Consider the following 17,289-nt stretch of genomic DNA (forward strand, 5'->3'; position numbering starts at 1 on the left):
GAAATTTGTTGCTTTTGAACAGAGTATCTACAAAAATTATTAAAACCGGGATTTATGCATACAGATGTGCTTCTAATTCTTGCAAAGCGGCCATATAAGCGGGCTTGCCGCCAAAGGCTGAGACCAGTTCGCTGGCGGTGCCCATGTTTTTGAACGGGTCCAGGGTGAGGATTTTGATGTCTTCAATGTTTTCTATGCCGGTGTCGGCGTATTTTTCCAGCAGGGTTTCCAGTACCTGGCGGGCCTGCTCGCCGTATTTGGCAAAGTAGTTGCGCTTTTTGACTTGCTCGGCGCGCTCGCGACGGGTGAGCGGCGGTTGGTCAAAGGCGACGTGGCAGATTAGATCGAAGGCGTCGAAATCCTTGCCCACTTCATCAGCCAGTGGCTCCAGCAACAGGCCGTGTTGTTCCAGCTCTTGCAGGATGGCGGCTTTGCGTTCGGCTTTGGTCCAGCGGCGCAGGAACTCATCGAGCGAGGCATAATCCTTGCGCACGGTGGAGCGCGTGTAATCCTTGAGCGATTCGGTGATCAGCTTGCCTTCCGGGCCGTAATACTGAACCCGTTCGGCAATCACATAGACACTGACATCGCCGAGCACGTATTTTACTCGTCCGCGTGGTTCATCGCCGCCCTCGCCTGCTGTGGTGTCGCCGGTATTTCCGGTAAGTTCTGACTCGGGATGATCGTTTTCAGCGCCGGGATTATCGTCCGGCGGCACGGGGGATGCGTCATCTTTGGGCTCGTAAATCATCACCGGCTCGCCATCGAAATCCTTGTCGGCAAACAGCTCGGTGGCTTTTTTGAAGTCCATGATGGTGAACCAGTATTTGTCGTAATCCTCATTGATGCGGGTGCCGCGACCGATGATCTGCTTGAACTCGGTCATCGATTTAATATGCTGATCCAACACCACCAGTTTGCAGGTTTGCGCATCGACGCCGGTAGTCATCAGTTTGGAGGTGGTGGCGATGACCGGGTAACGTTCTTCGGGATTGATGAAGTTATCCAATTCGGCCGTGCCTTCAAGTTCATCGCCGGTAATGCGCATGACGTATTTGCGGCGTTCCTTGACCCGCTCCGGGTTCAGATTAACCAAGGCTTGGCGCATGCGTTCGGCGTGGTCGATGTCATCGCAAAAGACGATGGTTTTGGCGTAAGGATCGGTGGCAGTCAGAAATTCGGTGATTTTCTTGGCGACCAGTTCGGTGCGTTTTTCGAGTACCAGAGTGCGATCCATGTCGATCTGGTTATAAACCCGGTCTTCAATGAGCTGGCCGTTTTTGTCGGTTTGGCCTTTGCTGGGTCGCCAGCCTTGCAGGTCTTTGTCGATGTCGATACGCACCACTTTGTAGGGCGCCAAAAAGCCATCTTCGATGCCTTGTTTCAGGCTGTAGGTATAAACCGGTTCGCCAAAGTAAACAATGCTGGATACGTCTTTGGTTTCTTTGGGCGTGGCGGTTAAGCCGATATGGGTAGCCGAGGAAAAATAGGCCAGAATCTCGCGCCAGGCCGAATCTTCTGGGGCGCTGCCGCGATGGCATTCGTCGATGACAATAAGATCAAAGAAGTCGGGGGAGAATTGCTTGTAGATATTTTGCTCTTCTTCGCTGCCGGTGACAGCTTGATATAAAGACAGGTAGATCTCGTAACTTTTGTCGACCTGCCGCTTGCTGATTTTGGTCATCGCGGCGGCGAAGGGTTTGAAGTCGTTGTTTTTGGTTTGATCAACCAGGATATTACGGTCGGCCAAAAACAGGATGCGTTTTTTCGCCCCGGATTTCCATAAGCGCCAGATGATCTGGAATGCGGTGTAGGTTTTGCCGGTGCCGGTCGCCATCACCAGCAAGATGCGCGGCTGAGCTTTCGCTACCGCTTCAACCGTGCGGTTGATGGCATTGGCTTGATAATAACGCGGCGTGCGACCGCTGCCGTCATCGTAGTAAGGCATTTCCACAGTGTGACGTGCTGCGTCTGTTTCCAGACCTTTCCATTGGCAATAACGCTGCCACAGCTCCGCCGGTGACGGAAAGGCGTCCAACGCCAGCGCTTGCTCGGTCTTGTCGGACAGTCCGGTGCGGTCATGCATCAGAAAGCCATCGCCATTGGAGCTGAACACGAATGGCACGCCCAGGGTTTCGGCATAGTTGAGCGCCTGCTGCATGCCGGCGCCTAGGCTAAGGCTGTTAACCTTGGCCTCAATCACGGCCAGTGGCATATTGGCTTTGTAGTAGAGGATGTAATCCGCGCGCTTTTGTTCGCCGCGGGTATGCAGCTTGCCGCGCACGATGATGCGGCCTTTGGTGAAGCTAACTTCTTCCCGAATCTGGCTGTGTAAATCCCACCCCGCCGCAACGAGGGCCGGGGTGATGAACTTTGTGCAGATGTCGCGTTCGCTGAGGTTTTTTTTGTTATTCATTTTCGGGAAAAATCCTTGTAAACCTTGAATAAATCCTGTCTCGCCGCTGATGAAAATATCCCTATACCTAAAATGAAATCTCAAGTTAGGCTAAAGCCTTAAATAGTATCTTAACAGCCCAACAACGTGCTGTGTGGTTTCGTATTAATGATTGACGCGTCCAACAACTCAACAAATTGCCGGCTTAATCGGACATAAAAAAACCCGCTAAGCCAGGCGGCTTGCGGGTTTCTGTACTTCTTTGGGTTTCTTAAAACCCTTGTTTGGTACCGACGGGCGGACTTGAACCGCCACGACTTGCGTCACCACCCCCTCAAGATGGCGTGTCTACCAATTTCACCACGTCGGCTTTATTTGTTGCTGAGTTACTTAACCGCTGGTTTTTCGACTTCTTTGATAGCCGGCGCTTCAGGTAAAGTAAGGTCCTGAATCGGTAAGCTGCCGTCTGCAGGCATGCCTTGCGTTAACGGCACGTCAGATTTTACTGGCTCGGCAGCAGGAACGGAAACGGCATCCATTACGTCGGCTTTTTTGCCTTGATAACCGCTCAATACTGCTAAGCCTAAGCTAGTGATAAAAAACAAGGTTGCAAAAATAGCAGTGGTTCTGGATAGAAATGAGGCGGAACCTTGAGCGCCGAATACCGAACCGGATGCGCCACCGCCGAAAGTAGCCCCGGCATCGGCGCCTTTTCCTTGTTGCATCAGGACCAAGCCAACGATGCCTATCCCCAGAAATATGTGAATAATTATTATAATTTGGTACAACATAAAGACCTTAATCGGATGAAACTAAACCGAATGGCAAATTTGCAGGAAGCCTTTTGCATCCAGCGATGCGCCACCCACTAAACCGCCATCAATGTCCGGCATCGCAAACAAGCCTTTTGCATTATCTGGCTTGACGCTACCGCCGTATAAAATTTGTACTTTTTCCGCAATGACCGAATTTCTATCGGCAATCCGTTGACGAATGTACTTATGTACTTCTTGTGCTTGTTCATCGGTCGCCACTTTACCGGTACCGATAGCCCAAACGGGTTCGTAGGCAATGACAGCCGTTTCAAAAGCTTCGATGCCTGCGGCAGCAATCACTGCGTCCAATTGCTCGTCAACGACTTGGAAGGTTCTGTCTTGTTCACGCTCTTCCAGGGTTTCGCCAACGCAAAGTACCGGCACGACACCTTTGCTCAATGCTTGGCAAAAACGCTTGGCAACCGATTCGTTAGTATCGCCGTAAAAACTGCGACGCTCGGAATGGCCGACCAACGCGTATTTGCAACCAACTTCACTCAGCATTGCCGCTGATACTTCACCGGTATAAGCACCGGAAGTTTGGTCGGCAACGTTTTGCGCACCCAGTGCAATAGGGGATGCAGCCAATACGCTATGAATATCTGACAAATAGACGAATGGAACGCAAACCGCTACTTCTTGCTGAACGCTACCAAGACCATCAGCTAAAGCTTGAGCAAGTTTTTGCCCATCTTCCCGAGAGCCGTTCATTTTCCAGTTACCCATAATCAAAGACCGACGCATTACATCCTCCGAGCTAAATAAGACCGCATATAATATCGATTTAAACCTGTTAGTTCAAGCCGGAATCGCTTTCTTAACGTCGGCAGCCAGCTGATTAGCAAACCTGACCACCTCGTCTTCGTCAACGCCTTCCACCATCACGCGGATCAAAGGCTCGGTGCCGGAAGATCTTAGCAACACCCTGCCTCGGTCACCCAGTTTTTTCTCTACCGCTTCAACGGCTTTTTTGATGCTATCGATCTCTTCGATTTTGACTTTTTTATCGGTTTTAACATTTACCAGCACTTGCGGATACTTGCTCATGCCGGATTTAAGCTCGTTCAGGCTTCTCCCGGTGCGCTGCATTTCCGCCAGTACTTGCAATGCGGACACTATACCGTCACCGGTGGTGGTTTTATCCAGACAGATAATATGCCCCGAGCCTTCGCCACCCAGCATGCCTTTATGCTCCGACAACATCTCCATCACATATCGGTCTCCCACTTTAGCACGCAGTAGTTGCACACCGACGGCTTTCAAAGCATGCTCCATGCCCAGGTTCGACATCAGGGTACCTATCACAGGCCCAAACAACTTGCCTTCCTCCAGACGGGATTTAGCGATGATGTAAATCAACTCGTCACCATCGACAATCTCGCCTTTGTGATCGACCATAATAATCCGGTCACCATCACCATCCAACGCAATACCCAGATCGGCGCGAAACTCCAGTACTTTAGTCGCTAGATTTTCCGGCCTGGTTGCACCGCATTCGTCGTTGATATTCAAACCATCGGGATCGGCACCGATGGCAACTACCTCTGCACCCACTTCGCTGAATACATGCGGCGCAATATGATATGTCGCGCCATTGGCACAATCGATGACAATCCGCATGCCTTTAAAATCCAGATGCGGCGGCACGGTAGCCTTACAAAATTCGATGTAACGGCCAGCAGCATCGCTCACCCGCTTGGCCTTACCCAATTTAGCCGATTCGACAGTGGTCATTGGCGCATCCAGATACTGTTCGATCTGATGCTCGACGTCGTCCGGCAATTTGGCGCCATCCACTGAAAAAAACTTGATGCCATTGTCGTAGTAAGGATTGTGGGAGGCACTGATCACGATGCCTGCCCTTGCTCTCAATGTCCGAGTCAGATAAGCGATGCCGGGGGTGGGCATAGGCCCCAGCAAGCGAGTATCCACGCCCGCCGCCGACAAACCGGCTTCTAGCGCGGACTCGAACATATAGCCGGAAATGCGGGTGTCCTTGCCCACCAGCACAAATCCACTGCCCTCTTTTGCAAAGACTCTGCCCGTCGCCCAACCTAGCTTTAGCATAAAGTCTGCAGTGATAGGATATTCTCCAACCTTGCCCCGAATACCGTCAGTGCCAAAATATTTTTTTGCCATACTCAAAACTCTCTTAACTAAATCCCAAAAAAAAGAGAGGCCGGAGCCTCTCTCACTTTTGCCGCTAAAGCATCAGCCTTGCTCGGTCGCGCCTCCGATCGTTGGATCGGTATCTTTTTGATCCCAATGATCGCTTTTTATGCCACCGCTGGAAGAAGGAGTGTCGTCCCAACCTTTGGGCTCTCTGACAGGCTTTCTTTCCATTAAGTCATCGATCTGATATTTATCGATGGTTTCATATTTCATCAAGGCATCTGACATTGCATGCAGAATATCTTCGTTTTCCTTCAGAATCGTTTCCGCTCTTTCATAATTCCTGTCAATGATAGACCGGATTTCTTCGTCGATGGTATGCGAAGTTTCTTCCGCAACCGATTTATGCTGGGTAACGGAGCGACCCAAGAAAATCTCGCCTTCTTCTTCGCTATATGCCAATGGTCCAAGACGTTGCGACAAGCCCCATTTGGTGACCATGTTTCTAGCCAACTCGGTAGCACGCTCAATGTCATTGGAAGCACCGGTGGAAACTTGTTCCCAACCGAAAATCAATTCCTCTGCAATTCGACCGCCATACAAGCTGGAAATCATACTATCAAGCTTACGTTTGCTGGCGCTGTACTGATCGCGTTCCGGCAAGAACATCGTCACACCCAGTGCACGACCACGCGGCATGATGCTGACTTTGTAGACAGGATCGTGCTCAGGCACCAAACGACCAACGATAGCATGACCGGCTTCATGATACGCGGTCATTTTCTTTTCTTTTTCGTCCATCACCATGGAGCGTCTTTCCGCGCCCATAATCAGTTTGTCCTTGGCTTTTTCCAAATCGACCATACTGACCAAACGTTTGTTAAAGCGCGCGGCAAACAAGGCAGCTTCGTTAATCAAGTTGGCTAAATCGGCACCGGAAAATCCTGGTGTGCCTTGAGCGATGTATTTAATTTTGACATCGTCTGCGGCAGGTACTTTTTTCAGATGCACATTAAGAATCTGCTCTCGGCCTCTGACGTCAGGCAATCCAACCACCACTTGACGATCGAATCGACCCGGACGCAACAAGGCTTTATCCAATACGTCGGACCGGTTGGTCGCTGCAATCACGATAATACCTTCGTGACCTTCAAAACCGTCCATCTCAACCAGTAATTGGTTCAAGGTTTGTTCGCGTTCGTCATTGCCGCCACCTAATCCGGCGCCACGTGAACGACCAACCGCATCGATCTCGTCGATAAAGATGATGCAAGGCGCATGTTTTTTGGCTTGTTCGAACATATCCCGAACGCGAGATGCACCGACACCGACAAACATTTCCACAAAGTCCGAACCGGAAATAGTGAAAAACGGTACTTTGGCTTCGCCGGCAATTGCTCTGGCCAACAGCGTTTTACCTGTGCCTGGGGGACCGACCATCAATGCACCGCGCGGCACCTTACCACCCAGTTTTTGGTATTTCGCCGGGTCTTTAAGAAAGTCAACCATTTCCTCGACCTCTTCCTTGGCTTCATCGCAACCCGCCACGTCGGCAAAAGTCACCTTGTTTTGATCCTGATCCAGCATCCGCGCTTTGCTTTTACCAAAGCCCATCGCGCCGCCACGGCCACCAACTCCGCCGCCCTGCATCTGCCGCATAAAGAACACCCAAACGGCAATCAGCAATAGAATCGGGCCGAAAGACACGAATATTTGCATCAGCATCGAAGGCTCTTCCGGAGGCTGAACAGATATTTCGACGCCGTTAGCCAACAGATCGTCGATCAAATGCGGATCGTTAGGCATATAAGTCTTAAACTTATCGCCGGAGACCATTTTGCCTTTGACCGTATTATCCGAGATCGCAACCTGCTGAACTTGTCCAGCTTTGACAGCGTCGATCAATTGCGAATACGAAAAAGTCGCGTCGCTGCGAATTGCCCGCGACCCGAAACTGTTGAATACAGCCATCAACACTACGGCGATGACCACCCACAAAATTAAATTTTTAATCATATCGCTCAAGTTACGCGCTCCGGCCTGGATTGGCCTCAAAATTTAAAAACCGAGTAATTGTATCAGGACTACTCGCATCCCATCGCCATCATAGCCCTATGATCGGCGACTTTCGCACATTTATTTAAAACCTTTCGCCAAAATATACACTTCGTTACTTCTGGGCCGCGAAGCTTTGGGCTTTCTAATCACCACACTGCTGAACTGCTGACGAACTTGATTATAGTATTCATCAAAGCCGGCGCCCTGGAACATCTTGATCAAAAACGTACCCCCCTTAGCCAAAATGTGTTGAGCAGCATCCAAAGCCAACTCGCCCAAGTAAATAGCGCGCGGCTGATCCATTTCCCGACTACCACTCATATTGGGGGCCATGTCCGACAATAACAAGTGGACCGGTTCGCCATCAAGCACTTTATACAGCTGCTCAAGCACTTCGTCTTCCCGGAAATCGCCTTGAATAAAATCCACGCCTTCAATGGGATCAATGGCCAGCAAATCCAACGCGATCACCTTATTTTTTTTACCCACGATTTTGCTGACATACTCCGACCAGCCGCCCGGTGCCGCGCCGAGGTCTACTATATTAATACCAGGTTTTATAATTTTGTCTTTCTCTTGGATCTCTATCAGCTTGAACACCGCTCGGGAGCGATAACCTAGTGCCTGTGCTTTCTTGACGTATTCATCGTGAAAATGTTCCTGCATCCATTGCTGGCTACTTTTGCTGCGTGCCATATTTTCTATTCGTGTAAAATTGCTGGGTTTTTAAAGTTTAAGGAAACAGAGTGAACCCTATTCAAAAGAAAAAGCTGAAAGCTCAGGCTCACCCGCTAAATCCCGTGGTGATTATCGGCCAGGCCGGCTTAACCGACGCGGTTATCAAAGAAATTAATGTGGCGCTGGACGCTCACGAACTGATCAAAGTCAAAATTCGCGCTGAAAGAGATGAGCGCGCCGCTATTAGAGAACAAATCTGCGCACAAACCAAGGCCGAATTAGTGCAATCCATTGGCCAAGTAGCGGTTATTTATCGCTCAAACCCAAAAAAATAAAGCAGATTGGGGAGGCGCGCACCTCCTCCCCATCAACAACAGTCTAAATATATTTAACCGAGATAATCTCGTATTCGATATTGCCACTCGGCGCTTTTACCGTCACAACATCTTCCATTTCCTTGCCGATTAATGCCCTGGCAATCGGCGACCCCACGGAAATTCGACCTTCCTTGATATTGGCTTCGTCCTCGCCGACGATCTGATAGGTCACCGTCTTGCCGGAAGCAATATCTTCGATTTCCACAGTCGCACCGAACACTACTTTACCGTTAGCTTCGGTTTTAGTGACATCGATGATATTGGCATTCGACAACTTGCCTTCAATTTCGGCGATCCGCCCTTCGGCGAAGCTTTGTTGGTCGCGCGCCGCATGGTATTCGGCATTTTCTTTTAAATCGCCGTGCGCGCGTGCTTCAGAGATAGCCTGAATAATGCGCGGTCTAACCACGGATTTAAGTTCCTCCAGTTCAGCGCGCAATTTGTTGGCGCCTAGCACTGTCAGCGGAAATTTTTGCATTTACAGCTCTCCTCTTGAATTCAAATTCATCCGTTAAAATGTTTTATGCAAGTCTTGCAAGCAATTGACATCACCGGCATCCAGTTCGCCCAAGGCATAACACGCCGCACGCGCACCCGCCATTGTCGTGTAGTAGGTTACTTTGCGCTGCAAGGCTTCGCGACGCATCGTAAACGAATCCGCTACGGCTTTAACGCCCTCGGTGGTATTGACGATTAATTGCACCTCACCGTTTTTAATCATATCCACCGTATTGGGCCGGCCTTCATTGACCTTGAAGATTTCCTTGCAAGGAATACCGGCTTCTTTCAATACTCTGGCGGTACCACGGGTAGCCACGATTTCATAGTCTTTCGCAATCAGCATTTTGGCTAATTCCGGCAACTTAGGTTTATCGGCATCGCGGATACTAATCAACACTTTACCGCTGTGACTCAAATCCACACCAGACGCGCGCTGCGATTTGGCAAATGCTTCACCAAAAGTCTTACCAACCCCCATCACCTCCCCGGTCGATTTCATTTCCGGCCCCAGCAAGGGATCGACGCCGGGGAACTTAATGAACGGGAACACTGCTTCTTTGACCGAGAAATATTCGGGAATCCGCTCTTCGGTAATACCCTGCTCTATCAAGGATTTACCGACCATCACCCGCGCGGCGATTTTCGCCAGCGGGTAGCCGGTAGCCTTGGACACGAACGGCGCGGTACGTGAAGCACGCGGATTGACTTCCAGCACGTAAATGGTTTCGCCTTGAATCGCGAACTGAGTATTCATCAATCCGCGCACACCCAGCGCTTCGGCCATTTTAGCCACTTGAGCGCGCAATTGATCCTGCAAGTGTGCCGGCAAATCATAAGGCGGCAACGAGCATGCCGAGTCACCGGAATGCACGCCAGCTTGCTCAATATGCTCCATCAAGCCGCCAATCAATACTGTCTCGCCGTCGTAAATCGCGTCGACATCCATCTCAACTGCATCGTCCAAGAAGCGATCCAGCAGCACCGGCGAATCGTTGGAAACGCTGACTGCCTCTTTCATATAGCGGCGCAAGCCTTCCTCGTTGAAGACGATTTCCATCGCCCTACCGCCCAACACATAAGACGGACGCACCACCAATGGATAGCCCAGCTCCCTGGCGGAATTGACGGCTTGATCGACCGAACGCGCCGTAGCATTGGGCGGTTGCAACAGATTCAGACGCTCCAACAATTTCTGAAAGCGCTCACGGTCTTCGGCCAAATCGATGGAATCAGGCGAGGTGCCGATAATAGGCGCGCCCGCCGCTTCCAAGGCCCGCGCCAGTTTCAGCGGCGTTTGGCCGCCGTACTGCACGATCACGCCTTTGGGCTTTTCCAAGTCTATGATTTCCAGCACGTCTTCCAGCGTCAACGGCTCGAAATACAAGCGGTCGGAAGTATCAAAGTCGGTGGATACGGTTTCCGGATTACAGTTGACCATGATGGTCTCGTAACCGTCTTCGCGCAAAGCCAGCGCAGCATGTACACAGCAATAATCAAACTCTATACCCTGCCCGATCCGATTCGGACCACCACCGAGAATAATGATTTTTTCTCTATCGGTAGGCTGCGCCTCGCATTCTTGCTCGTAAGTCGAATACAGGTAAGCCGTATCGGAAGCAAACTCTGCCGCGCAAGAGTCGATGCGTTTGTAAACCGGGCGAACGCCTTTCTTGTGGCGTACGCTACGAACTTCCGATTCTTTGGTTTCCAGCAATTTCGCCAGACGTCTGTCGGAAAAGCCTTTGCGTTTCAGCCGCAATAATTCGCCCGGCTCTAAAGTCGCCAGGGTTTTAGTCGCCAAGGTTTTTTCGGTGGCGACCAAATCCTCCACCTGTGCCAGGAACCACGGATCAATTTTTGACGCCTGATAAATATCCTCGAAACTCAAGCCGCTACGGAAAGCATCGGCCAGATACCACAAGCGCTCCGGACCGGGATAGCGCAATTCTCTGAGAATAATATCTTCGCAATTGGCATCGCTCAGATCGGTAATTTCATCCAAACCATCCACACCCACTTCCAATCCGCGCAAGGCTTTTTGTAAAGACTCTTGGAAAGTGCGGCCAATCGCCATCACTTCACCGACCGACTTCATTTGCGTGGTCAGTCTATCGTTGGCTTGCGGGAATTTTTCGAACGCAAACCGCGGCACTTTGGTAACCACGTAGTCGATGGAAGGCTCGAACGATGCCGGTGTGGCACCACCGGTGATTTCATTACGCAACTCATCCAGCGTATAACCCACCGCCAATTTGGCCGCGACTTTGGCAATCGGAAAACCGGTGGCTTTGGAAGCCAATGCCGACGAACGCGATACCCTGGGGTTCATCTCGATGACAATCAGCCGACCGGTGTCGGGATTGATGGCAAACTGTACGTTGGAACCGCCGGTATCGACGCCGATTTCCCGCAAAACGGCCAGCGAGGCGTTCCGCAAAATTTGATATTCTTTATCGGTCAGAGTTTGCGCCGGAGCCACGGTAATCGAATCACCGGTATGCACACCCATCGGGTCGAAATTTTCGATTGAACAGATAATGATGCAATTGTCTTTCGAGTCGCGCACCACTTCCATTTCGAACTCTTTCCAGCCCAGAATGGATTCTTCTACCAACAATTCGCTGGTCGGCGACAAATACAGGCCACGCTCGCAAATCTCGATGAATTCTTCGCGGTTATAGGCAATACCGCCGCCGCTGCCGCCCATCGTAAAGGACGGACGAACTACCGTGGGATAACCGACTTCTTCCTGTGCGGAAAAGGCTTCTTCCATGTTATGCGCGATTTTGGCTCTGGATACTTCCAGGCCGATGCGCGCCATCGCCTCGTTAAACAGCGCGCGATCCTCGGCCATATTGATGGCTTCCTTGGTCGCGCCTATCATTTCCACGCCGTATTTTTCCAATACGCCATGCTTGTCCAACGCCAGCGCGCAGTTCAGCGCGGTTTGGCCGCCCATGGTCGGCAGAACTGCGTCGGGACGTTCTTTTTCGATAATCTTTTCGACGGTTTGCCAGTCGATAGGCTCAATGTAAATCGCATCGGCCATCTCCGGATCGGTCATGATGGTGGCCGGATTGGAGTTAACCAGAATTACCCGGAAACCCTCTTCGCGTAAGGCTTTGCAAGCCTGGGTGCCGGAGTAGTCGAATTCGCAAGCCTGACCGATGACAATCGGCCCGGCGCCCAGTAATAAAATCGATTTTATGTCGGTTCTTTTTGGCATATCACTCTGTATAAAACTTAAGCGGAACGAGGCTGGTTCATCAAATCAATGAAATCGTCGAACAAGGACTCGACATCGTGCGGACCGGGGCTGGCTTCCGGATGACCTTGAAAACTGAAAGCCGGCACGTCGGTGCGGGCAATGCCCTGCAAACTACCGTCGAACAGTGACACATAGGTAGCCTTTAAATTGGCAGGCAAGGAGTCAGCACTAGCCGCAAAACCGTGGTTTTGACTGCTGATCATTACGCGGCCAGTCGCCAGCTCTTGCACCGGATGATTGGCACCATGGTGGCCGAACTTCATTTTCTCGGTTTTCGCGCCGCTGGCTAAAGCCAATAACTGATGTCCCAAACAAATGCCGAATACCGGCACTTTTTGTTCAAGAATAGTTTTGATCGCCTCAATGGCATAAGTGCAAGGCTCCGGATCGCCGGGACCGTTGGATAAAAACACGCCGTCGGGATTCATGGCCAACACCGTTTCCGCTGGCGTAGTGGCCGGCACTACCGTCACTCGACAGCCGCGATTGGCCAGCAAGCGCAGGATATTGCGCTTGATGCCAAAATCGTAAGCCACGACATGTTTAGCCAGATTAGGCGCTTGAGCATGGCCTTCGCCGAGTTTCCAGATATTTTCGGTCCATTCGTAGCTGGCGGCCGTCGTCACTTCTTTAGCCAAGTCCATACCTTGCAGACCGGGAAAACCTTCGATAGCTTGTTTTGCAACGTCTAAATCGACAGTTTCGCCGGCCATGATGCAACCGCGTTGCGCGCCTTTGTCGCGCAGCAAGCGGGTTAATTTGCGGGTATCGATGTCGGCAATCGCCACCACTTTGTGCTCGCACAGATATTCCGGCAAGGTTTGCTGCATGCGCCAACTGCTGGCCAGCAAGGGTAAATCGCGTATCACCAGCCCGCTGGCAAAGACTTTTGCAGATTCGTCGTCTTCAGCGTTGGTACCGACATTGCCGATATGCGGATAGGTCAATGTGACGATTTGCCGTGCGTATGACGGGTCGCTGAGGATTTCCTGATAGCCGGTCAGTGCCGTGTTAAAAACCACTTCGCCCACGGAACAGCCATCGGCACCGATCGAAATGCCGTGAAACACCGTTCCGTCTTCTAGTACCAGTAATGCGGGTTTGTTCAAGATTGGCCACCTTAGATGTAGAAAACGGGATAAGTCTTGCGACTCATCCCGTTCCTGATAGATAAAAACAGGGGGATTTTACGAAATTATGGCTGCTTGGTCATTAACAATTTTCTAACTTGGTGCATTACCAAGACTCCGGCAGATCACAAACGCACTGTATTTATTGCCCATTTCGTTTTAGCCAGGCCTCCCGGACGCCAGCAACCACTGCACAGGGCTGTGCAAGGACAACAGATTCATTCAATGATCGAACTTTCCAAGTTCGGCTTTCAGTTTTTCTTGCTGATCGGTCGTTAACAACATAAAAATCTCATGATCGAGCTTTGCTTTCTCCAAGACCAATTGCTGATGTAGCGCTGTAGACTTCTCAAACAAGGCTTTTGCCTTTTCTTCACTGTAATCGGGCGAGAAACTCAAGGCATGCAATTCGGCTCTTGATGCATGATCTGCTTTGGCACGAGAATCTCCATCACTGAATCGGGTCTTCATTAAACTCTTGATCTCGGCTTCTTGTTTTTCGCTAAGATCAAGTTTATTTAAAATCGGCGGCAAGTGCTGCTCACCGTCCGCTTCGCCGAAAAAATGCATCGGTGGCTTGCCACCGCCGTGGCGCCCGTCGTGCGATGGTTCAGCCATCGCAGTTAAGGGTAACAAGCCGAGTATTAATACTAATTTTTTCATAAAAAATCCTCAAAAATGATGATAAACGCCAGGACAAAACTTGTGTAATTTCGTCGCTATCAGTATTTCAAATCAGAGGTTAAGTGCTGTTAGTGCCGTGTAAAATCAGGTAAACCCAACTAGTTGCCAACCGAAGCCGGCGCTATGATGAACGCCACACTGTCAACGAGCGACCACTATGCACAAAGTTTTAATAATCGATGACGACATAGAGCTAGCCGGATTATTCCAGGAATACCTGACACAGGAAGGTTTTACAGTAGACGTAAACCATACCGGTGCGTCCGGACTGCAAAATGCGCTATCCGGCGCTTATCAACTGGTGATTCTGGACATCATGCTGCCGGATATAAAAGGTACCGAGATATTGACGCGCATTCGCCTGGAAAGCCGCGTACCCGTGCTGATGTTTACCGCAAAAGGCGATGACGTGGACCGGATCATCGGTTTGGAATCCGGCGCCGACGATTATGTCCCCAAGCCCTGCACGCCAAGGGAATTGGTGGCCAGAATACGCGCCATTTTGCGCCGCACCCAATCCTCCGCCGCTCTGTCGCAAGGACCGATTGAGACCGGCCCGCTGAAATTGTGGCCGGAAAAACGCAAAGCCGGCTGGTTTGACCAAGACCTGGACCTAACCAGCACCGAATTCAATTTGCTGGAAACCCTGGCCAGCCAGGTCGGCCGAATCGTCAGCAAAAACGAACTCTCCGAAAAAGCCCTGGGCCGGCCACTGGCACGTTTCGACCGCAGCATTGATGTGCATATGAGCAGCATCCGCCAGAAACTCGGCAACCAGCCGGACGGCCGCTCTTATATCCAAACCGTGCGCGGCCAAGGCTACCAGTTAATCAAGGAATAAGATGGGCCGATTGTTCTGGAAATTTTTCTTTGCGTTCTGGCTGGCATTGTTAACGGCCGGCGTCGGTGTCGGTACCGCCGTATGGCTCAGACATTCGGCGCAACAAAATTCATCGCCCGACCAGACCGATGTCGTTGATGTCAGACGCGCCTCACTGGTTAAACTGGCCGCCAGCACCCTGCCGCATGGTGGCGTTAAGGGCTTGCACGAATTCATTCAGACTCTGCAAAACACCCGTTTCCCGCCTATCTATGCGGTAGACGATACCGACCGTGAATTACTAGACAGGCCGCTGGCTCCGGAGGTATTGCAACAAGCTAGAGCCTTATATTTAAAAACCGCCTACCCGGACGCCATCCAAATGGTTTCTGCAGACGACGGTCACCGCTATTTATTGTTCGTGCCTTTGCCTGAACACGGTTTTGGCGACCTATTCAGGCCGTCGTTTCCGGGTAACCCTGGACTGCCTCCATTTGGCTTCGACGGCCCTATGCCTGGAGATAAACCACCTCCGCCCAGCGGCAACCCGGAAGACCACGGCCCTCCCCCGCGCCGCGAATCGCCCGCACCGATTTTACCAATAGTCTCCGGCTGCTTGGCCAGTCTATTGTTCAGCGGGCTCTTGGCCTGGTATTTTGCCAAACCGATCCGCAATCTACGCGATGCTTTCAGCGCCGTCGCCCAAGGCCGGCTGGATACCCGGATCGGCAATGCTATGGGTAGACGCCGCGACGAACTGGCGGATCTAGGCCGCGACTTCGACCATATGGCCCGGCAAATCTGCTCGCTAGTCGATGCCCAGCAGCATTTGCTACATGACGTATCCCACGAAATTCGTTCGCCATTGGCGCGTATTCAGGCGGCTATCGGCCTGGCTCAACAGCAACCTGAAAAATTGCCGGTCACACTGGAACGGGTGGAACGCGAATCGCAACGTATCAGTGACCTGGTTGGCGAACTATTAATGTTATCTAAGCTGGAAGCGGGGGTAGCGACGGGGAAAATCGACCGAATCAATCTTGGCGATCTACTGGCCGACATTATCGCCGACGCGCGCTTCGAGGCGGAACCGAACCGCATCGAGCTTAGCTACCAAGGCAGCATCGATGTCGTAATCGAATGCCAAAGCGAATTGCTGCATCGAGCTATCGAAAACGTGCTGCGAAACGCGGTGCAGCACTGCAAGGCCGCCGGCACCATAATAATTGACGCCGATTTCGATAGTGATAATCGGCGCTTAAGAATTCGGGTGGACGATGAGGGCTCTGGGGTACCCGATCAGGATTTAGCGGCAATTTTTCAGCCGTTTTTCCGTAGCGATCAAACAAAAAAGCCTCACAGTACCGGCCTGGGACTCACCATCGCGCATCGCGCCATTGATGCGCATGGCGGCAGCATCAGCGCCAGCAACCGGCCGCAAGGCGGTTTACGGGTCGTGATCGAGATCCCGTTTCCCACTCGACAAGCAATATAGAGGTGCATATGCTGAAATTAAAACACCTGATTACCGTCCCGCTGGCAGTGTTATTGTCGGCAGCGACTTTTAACGCGGACGCCGGCCCACACCATCACGGAGGTGGACACTTTGGCGGCCATTTTCATCCCGGCTTCGGCTTTTACCTAGGCGGGCCAGTATTTCCACGACCATTTTATCCGGGTTATCCTTACTACTCGCCATATCCCTATTACCCACCGGAAATCGTCACCGTGCCGGTGCAACCCCCGGTGTATATCGAACGCGAGCGCAGCCAGCCCCATAACAGTCCGTTACCCGAAGGCTATTGGTATTACTGTAACGACCCAGCCGGCTATTATCCGTATGTGAAAGATTGCCCGACGGGCTGGCGGCAAGTCGAGCCCACGCCGCAAAATTAGTAGGAGACCGCAATGATGAACACTAGAAGCCAACTGGCTGGAATCTGCGCGGCGCTGGCCTTGTCCGGCTGCGCCCACATGCCCTCCGGCCCCAGCGTGATGGCGTTACCCGGCACCGGCCTATCGTTTGAGCAGTTCCGTCAGGACGATTATCAATGTCAGCAATATGCGGCCGGACAAGTCGGCGCTTCGCCAAATCAGGCCAGCGCCGATAGCCAAATCGGCAGCGCAGTGATCGGTACTGCCGTCGGTGCAGCAGCCGGCGCAGCAATTGGCGGGGGCGGTGGAGCGGCAATCGGCGCGGGCACGGGCTTGGCTGCCGGCACTATCGTCGGTAGCGGCGAATCAAGGCGCGCCGGTTACGCCAGCCAACAAGGCTACGATAACGCCTATGTGCAATGCATGTATGGCAAGGGCCATAGGGTGCCGGTATCGGGGCAGTTTTCTTACCAATCGCCAGCGCCCAGAACATCGCAACCTAGCATTCCGCCACCACCACCCGGATTACCACCACCGCCACCGTATCAGTGACAATCCGGCCAACCTGGAAGCGCT

The 17,289-nt window shown here is 51.8% G+C and carries 15 protein-coding genes and 1 tRNA gene; 5 read left to right on the forward strand and 11 right to left on the reverse strand.

Going from position 1 to position 17,289, the window contains the following annotated elements; genetic code table 11:
- Positions 1-52: 52 nt before the first annotated feature.
- From hsdR to rlmE, 7 genes are all read right to left on the reverse strand, one after another.
- Positions 53-2,416 carry an EcoAI/FtnUII family type I restriction enzme subunit R gene (gene hsdR, locus EBA_RS17795; protein ID WP_192375943.1) on the reverse strand — a complete coding sequence of 788 codons (2,364 nt, stop codon included), beginning with the start codon at positions 2,414-2,416 and terminating at the stop codon, positions 53-55.
- Between the two features lie 264 nt (positions 2,417-2,680).
- A tRNA-Leu gene (locus EBA_RS17800) sits at positions 2,681-2,765 on the reverse strand.
- Positions 2,766-2,781: 16 nt separating this feature from the next.
- A complete protein-coding gene (gene secG / locus EBA_RS17805) occupies positions 2,782-3,120 on the reverse strand; it encodes a preprotein translocase subunit SecG (RefSeq protein ID WP_456085609.1) in 339 nt (112 codons plus the stop codon).
- 87 nt (positions 3,121-3,207) lie between these two features.
- Positions 3,208-3,954 carry a triose-phosphate isomerase gene (gene tpiA, locus EBA_RS17810; RefSeq protein WP_192375945.1) on the reverse strand — a complete coding sequence of 249 codons (747 nt, stop codon included), beginning with the start codon at positions 3,952-3,954 and terminating at the stop codon, positions 3,208-3,210.
- A gap of 54 nt (positions 3,955-4,008) precedes the next feature.
- Entirely contained in the window at positions 4,009-5,349 is a 1,341-nt protein-coding gene (gene glmM, locus EBA_RS17815) for a phosphoglucosamine mutase (RefSeq protein ID WP_192375946.1), read from the reverse strand.
- Positions 5,350-5,421: 72 nt separating this feature from the next.
- Positions 5,422-7,338: an ATP-dependent zinc metalloprotease FtsH gene (gene ftsH / locus EBA_RS17820; RefSeq protein ID WP_192375947.1), complete on the reverse strand. Its 1,917-nt coding sequence runs from the start codon at positions 7,336-7,338 to the stop codon at positions 5,422-5,424.
- 120 nt (positions 7,339-7,458) lie between these two features.
- Positions 7,459-8,076: a 23S rRNA (uridine(2552)-2'-O)-methyltransferase RlmE gene (gene rlmE / locus EBA_RS17825; protein WP_192375948.1), complete on the reverse strand. Its 618-nt coding sequence runs from the start codon at positions 8,074-8,076 to the stop codon at positions 7,459-7,461.
- A gap of 50 nt (positions 8,077-8,126) precedes the next feature.
- Between rlmE and yhbY the strand changes: the two genes are divergently transcribed.
- The gene (gene yhbY / locus EBA_RS17830; protein WP_192375949.1) at positions 8,127-8,393 is read left to right on the forward strand and encodes a ribosome assembly RNA-binding protein YhbY; all 267 of its coding nucleotides are present in this window, start codon (positions 8,127-8,129) and stop codon (positions 8,391-8,393) included.
- A gap of 43 nt (positions 8,394-8,436) precedes the next feature.
- Here the strand turns inward: yhbY and greA are convergent, their stop codons facing one another.
- The 4 genes from greA to EBA_RS17850 all read right to left on the reverse strand — a co-directional run bounded on the left by greA (position 8,437) and on the right by EBA_RS17850 (position 13,997).
- Complete coding sequence (greA, locus tag EBA_RS17835; protein WP_192375950.1) at positions 8,437-8,913, reverse strand: transcription elongation factor GreA; 477 nt, start codon at positions 8,911-8,913, stop codon at positions 8,437-8,439.
- A 33-nt stretch (positions 8,914-8,946) separates the two neighbouring features.
- Positions 8,947-12,162 carry a carbamoyl-phosphate synthase large subunit gene (gene carB, locus EBA_RS17840; RefSeq protein ID WP_192375951.1) on the reverse strand — a complete coding sequence of 1,072 codons (3,216 nt, stop codon included), beginning with the start codon at positions 12,160-12,162 and terminating at the stop codon, positions 8,947-8,949.
- Positions 12,163-12,179: 17 nt separating this feature from the next.
- On the reverse strand, positions 12,180-13,313 hold the full coding sequence (carA, locus tag EBA_RS17845) for a glutamine-hydrolyzing carbamoyl-phosphate synthase small subunit (RefSeq protein WP_192375952.1): 1,134 nt from the start codon (positions 13,311-13,313) through the stop codon (positions 12,180-12,182).
- Between the two features lie 243 nt (positions 13,314-13,556).
- Positions 13,557-13,997, reverse strand: coding sequence for a Spy/CpxP family protein refolding chaperone (locus EBA_RS17850; RefSeq protein ID WP_192375953.1), 441 nt, complete (start codon positions 13,995-13,997; stop codon positions 13,557-13,559).
- 178 nt (positions 13,998-14,175) lie between these two features.
- Here EBA_RS17850 and EBA_RS17855 point away from each other — a divergent pair, with 178 nt between their 5' ends.
- Genes EBA_RS17855 through EBA_RS17870 form a run of 4 tightly spaced genes read left to right on the forward strand, consistent with a single transcriptional unit; the run spans position 14,176 to position 17,265 of the window.
- Positions 14,176-14,859 carry a response regulator transcription factor gene (locus EBA_RS17855; RefSeq protein WP_192375954.1) on the forward strand — a complete coding sequence of 228 codons (684 nt, stop codon included), beginning with the start codon at positions 14,176-14,178 and terminating at the stop codon, positions 14,857-14,859.
- A 1-nt stretch (position 14,860) separates the two neighbouring features.
- The gene (locus tag EBA_RS17860) at positions 14,861-16,333 is read left to right on the forward strand and encodes an ATP-binding protein (RefSeq protein ID WP_192375955.1); all 1,473 of its coding nucleotides are present in this window, start codon (positions 14,861-14,863) and stop codon (positions 16,331-16,333) included.
- Between the two features lie 8 nt (positions 16,334-16,341).
- Positions 16,342-16,734: a hypothetical protein gene (locus EBA_RS17865; protein WP_192375956.1), complete on the forward strand. Its 393-nt coding sequence runs from the start codon at positions 16,342-16,344 to the stop codon at positions 16,732-16,734.
- A gap of 12 nt (positions 16,735-16,746) precedes the next feature.
- Complete coding sequence (locus EBA_RS17870) at positions 16,747-17,265, forward strand: hypothetical protein (protein ID WP_324615365.1); 519 nt, start codon at positions 16,747-16,749, stop codon at positions 17,263-17,265.
- Positions 17,266-17,289: the final 24 nt, after the last annotated feature.

It is taken from the genome of Methylomonas albis (assembly GCF_014850955.1).
GTDB classification, from domain to species: domain Bacteria; phylum Pseudomonadota; class Gammaproteobacteria; order Methylococcales; family Methylomonadaceae; genus Methylomonas; species Methylomonas albis.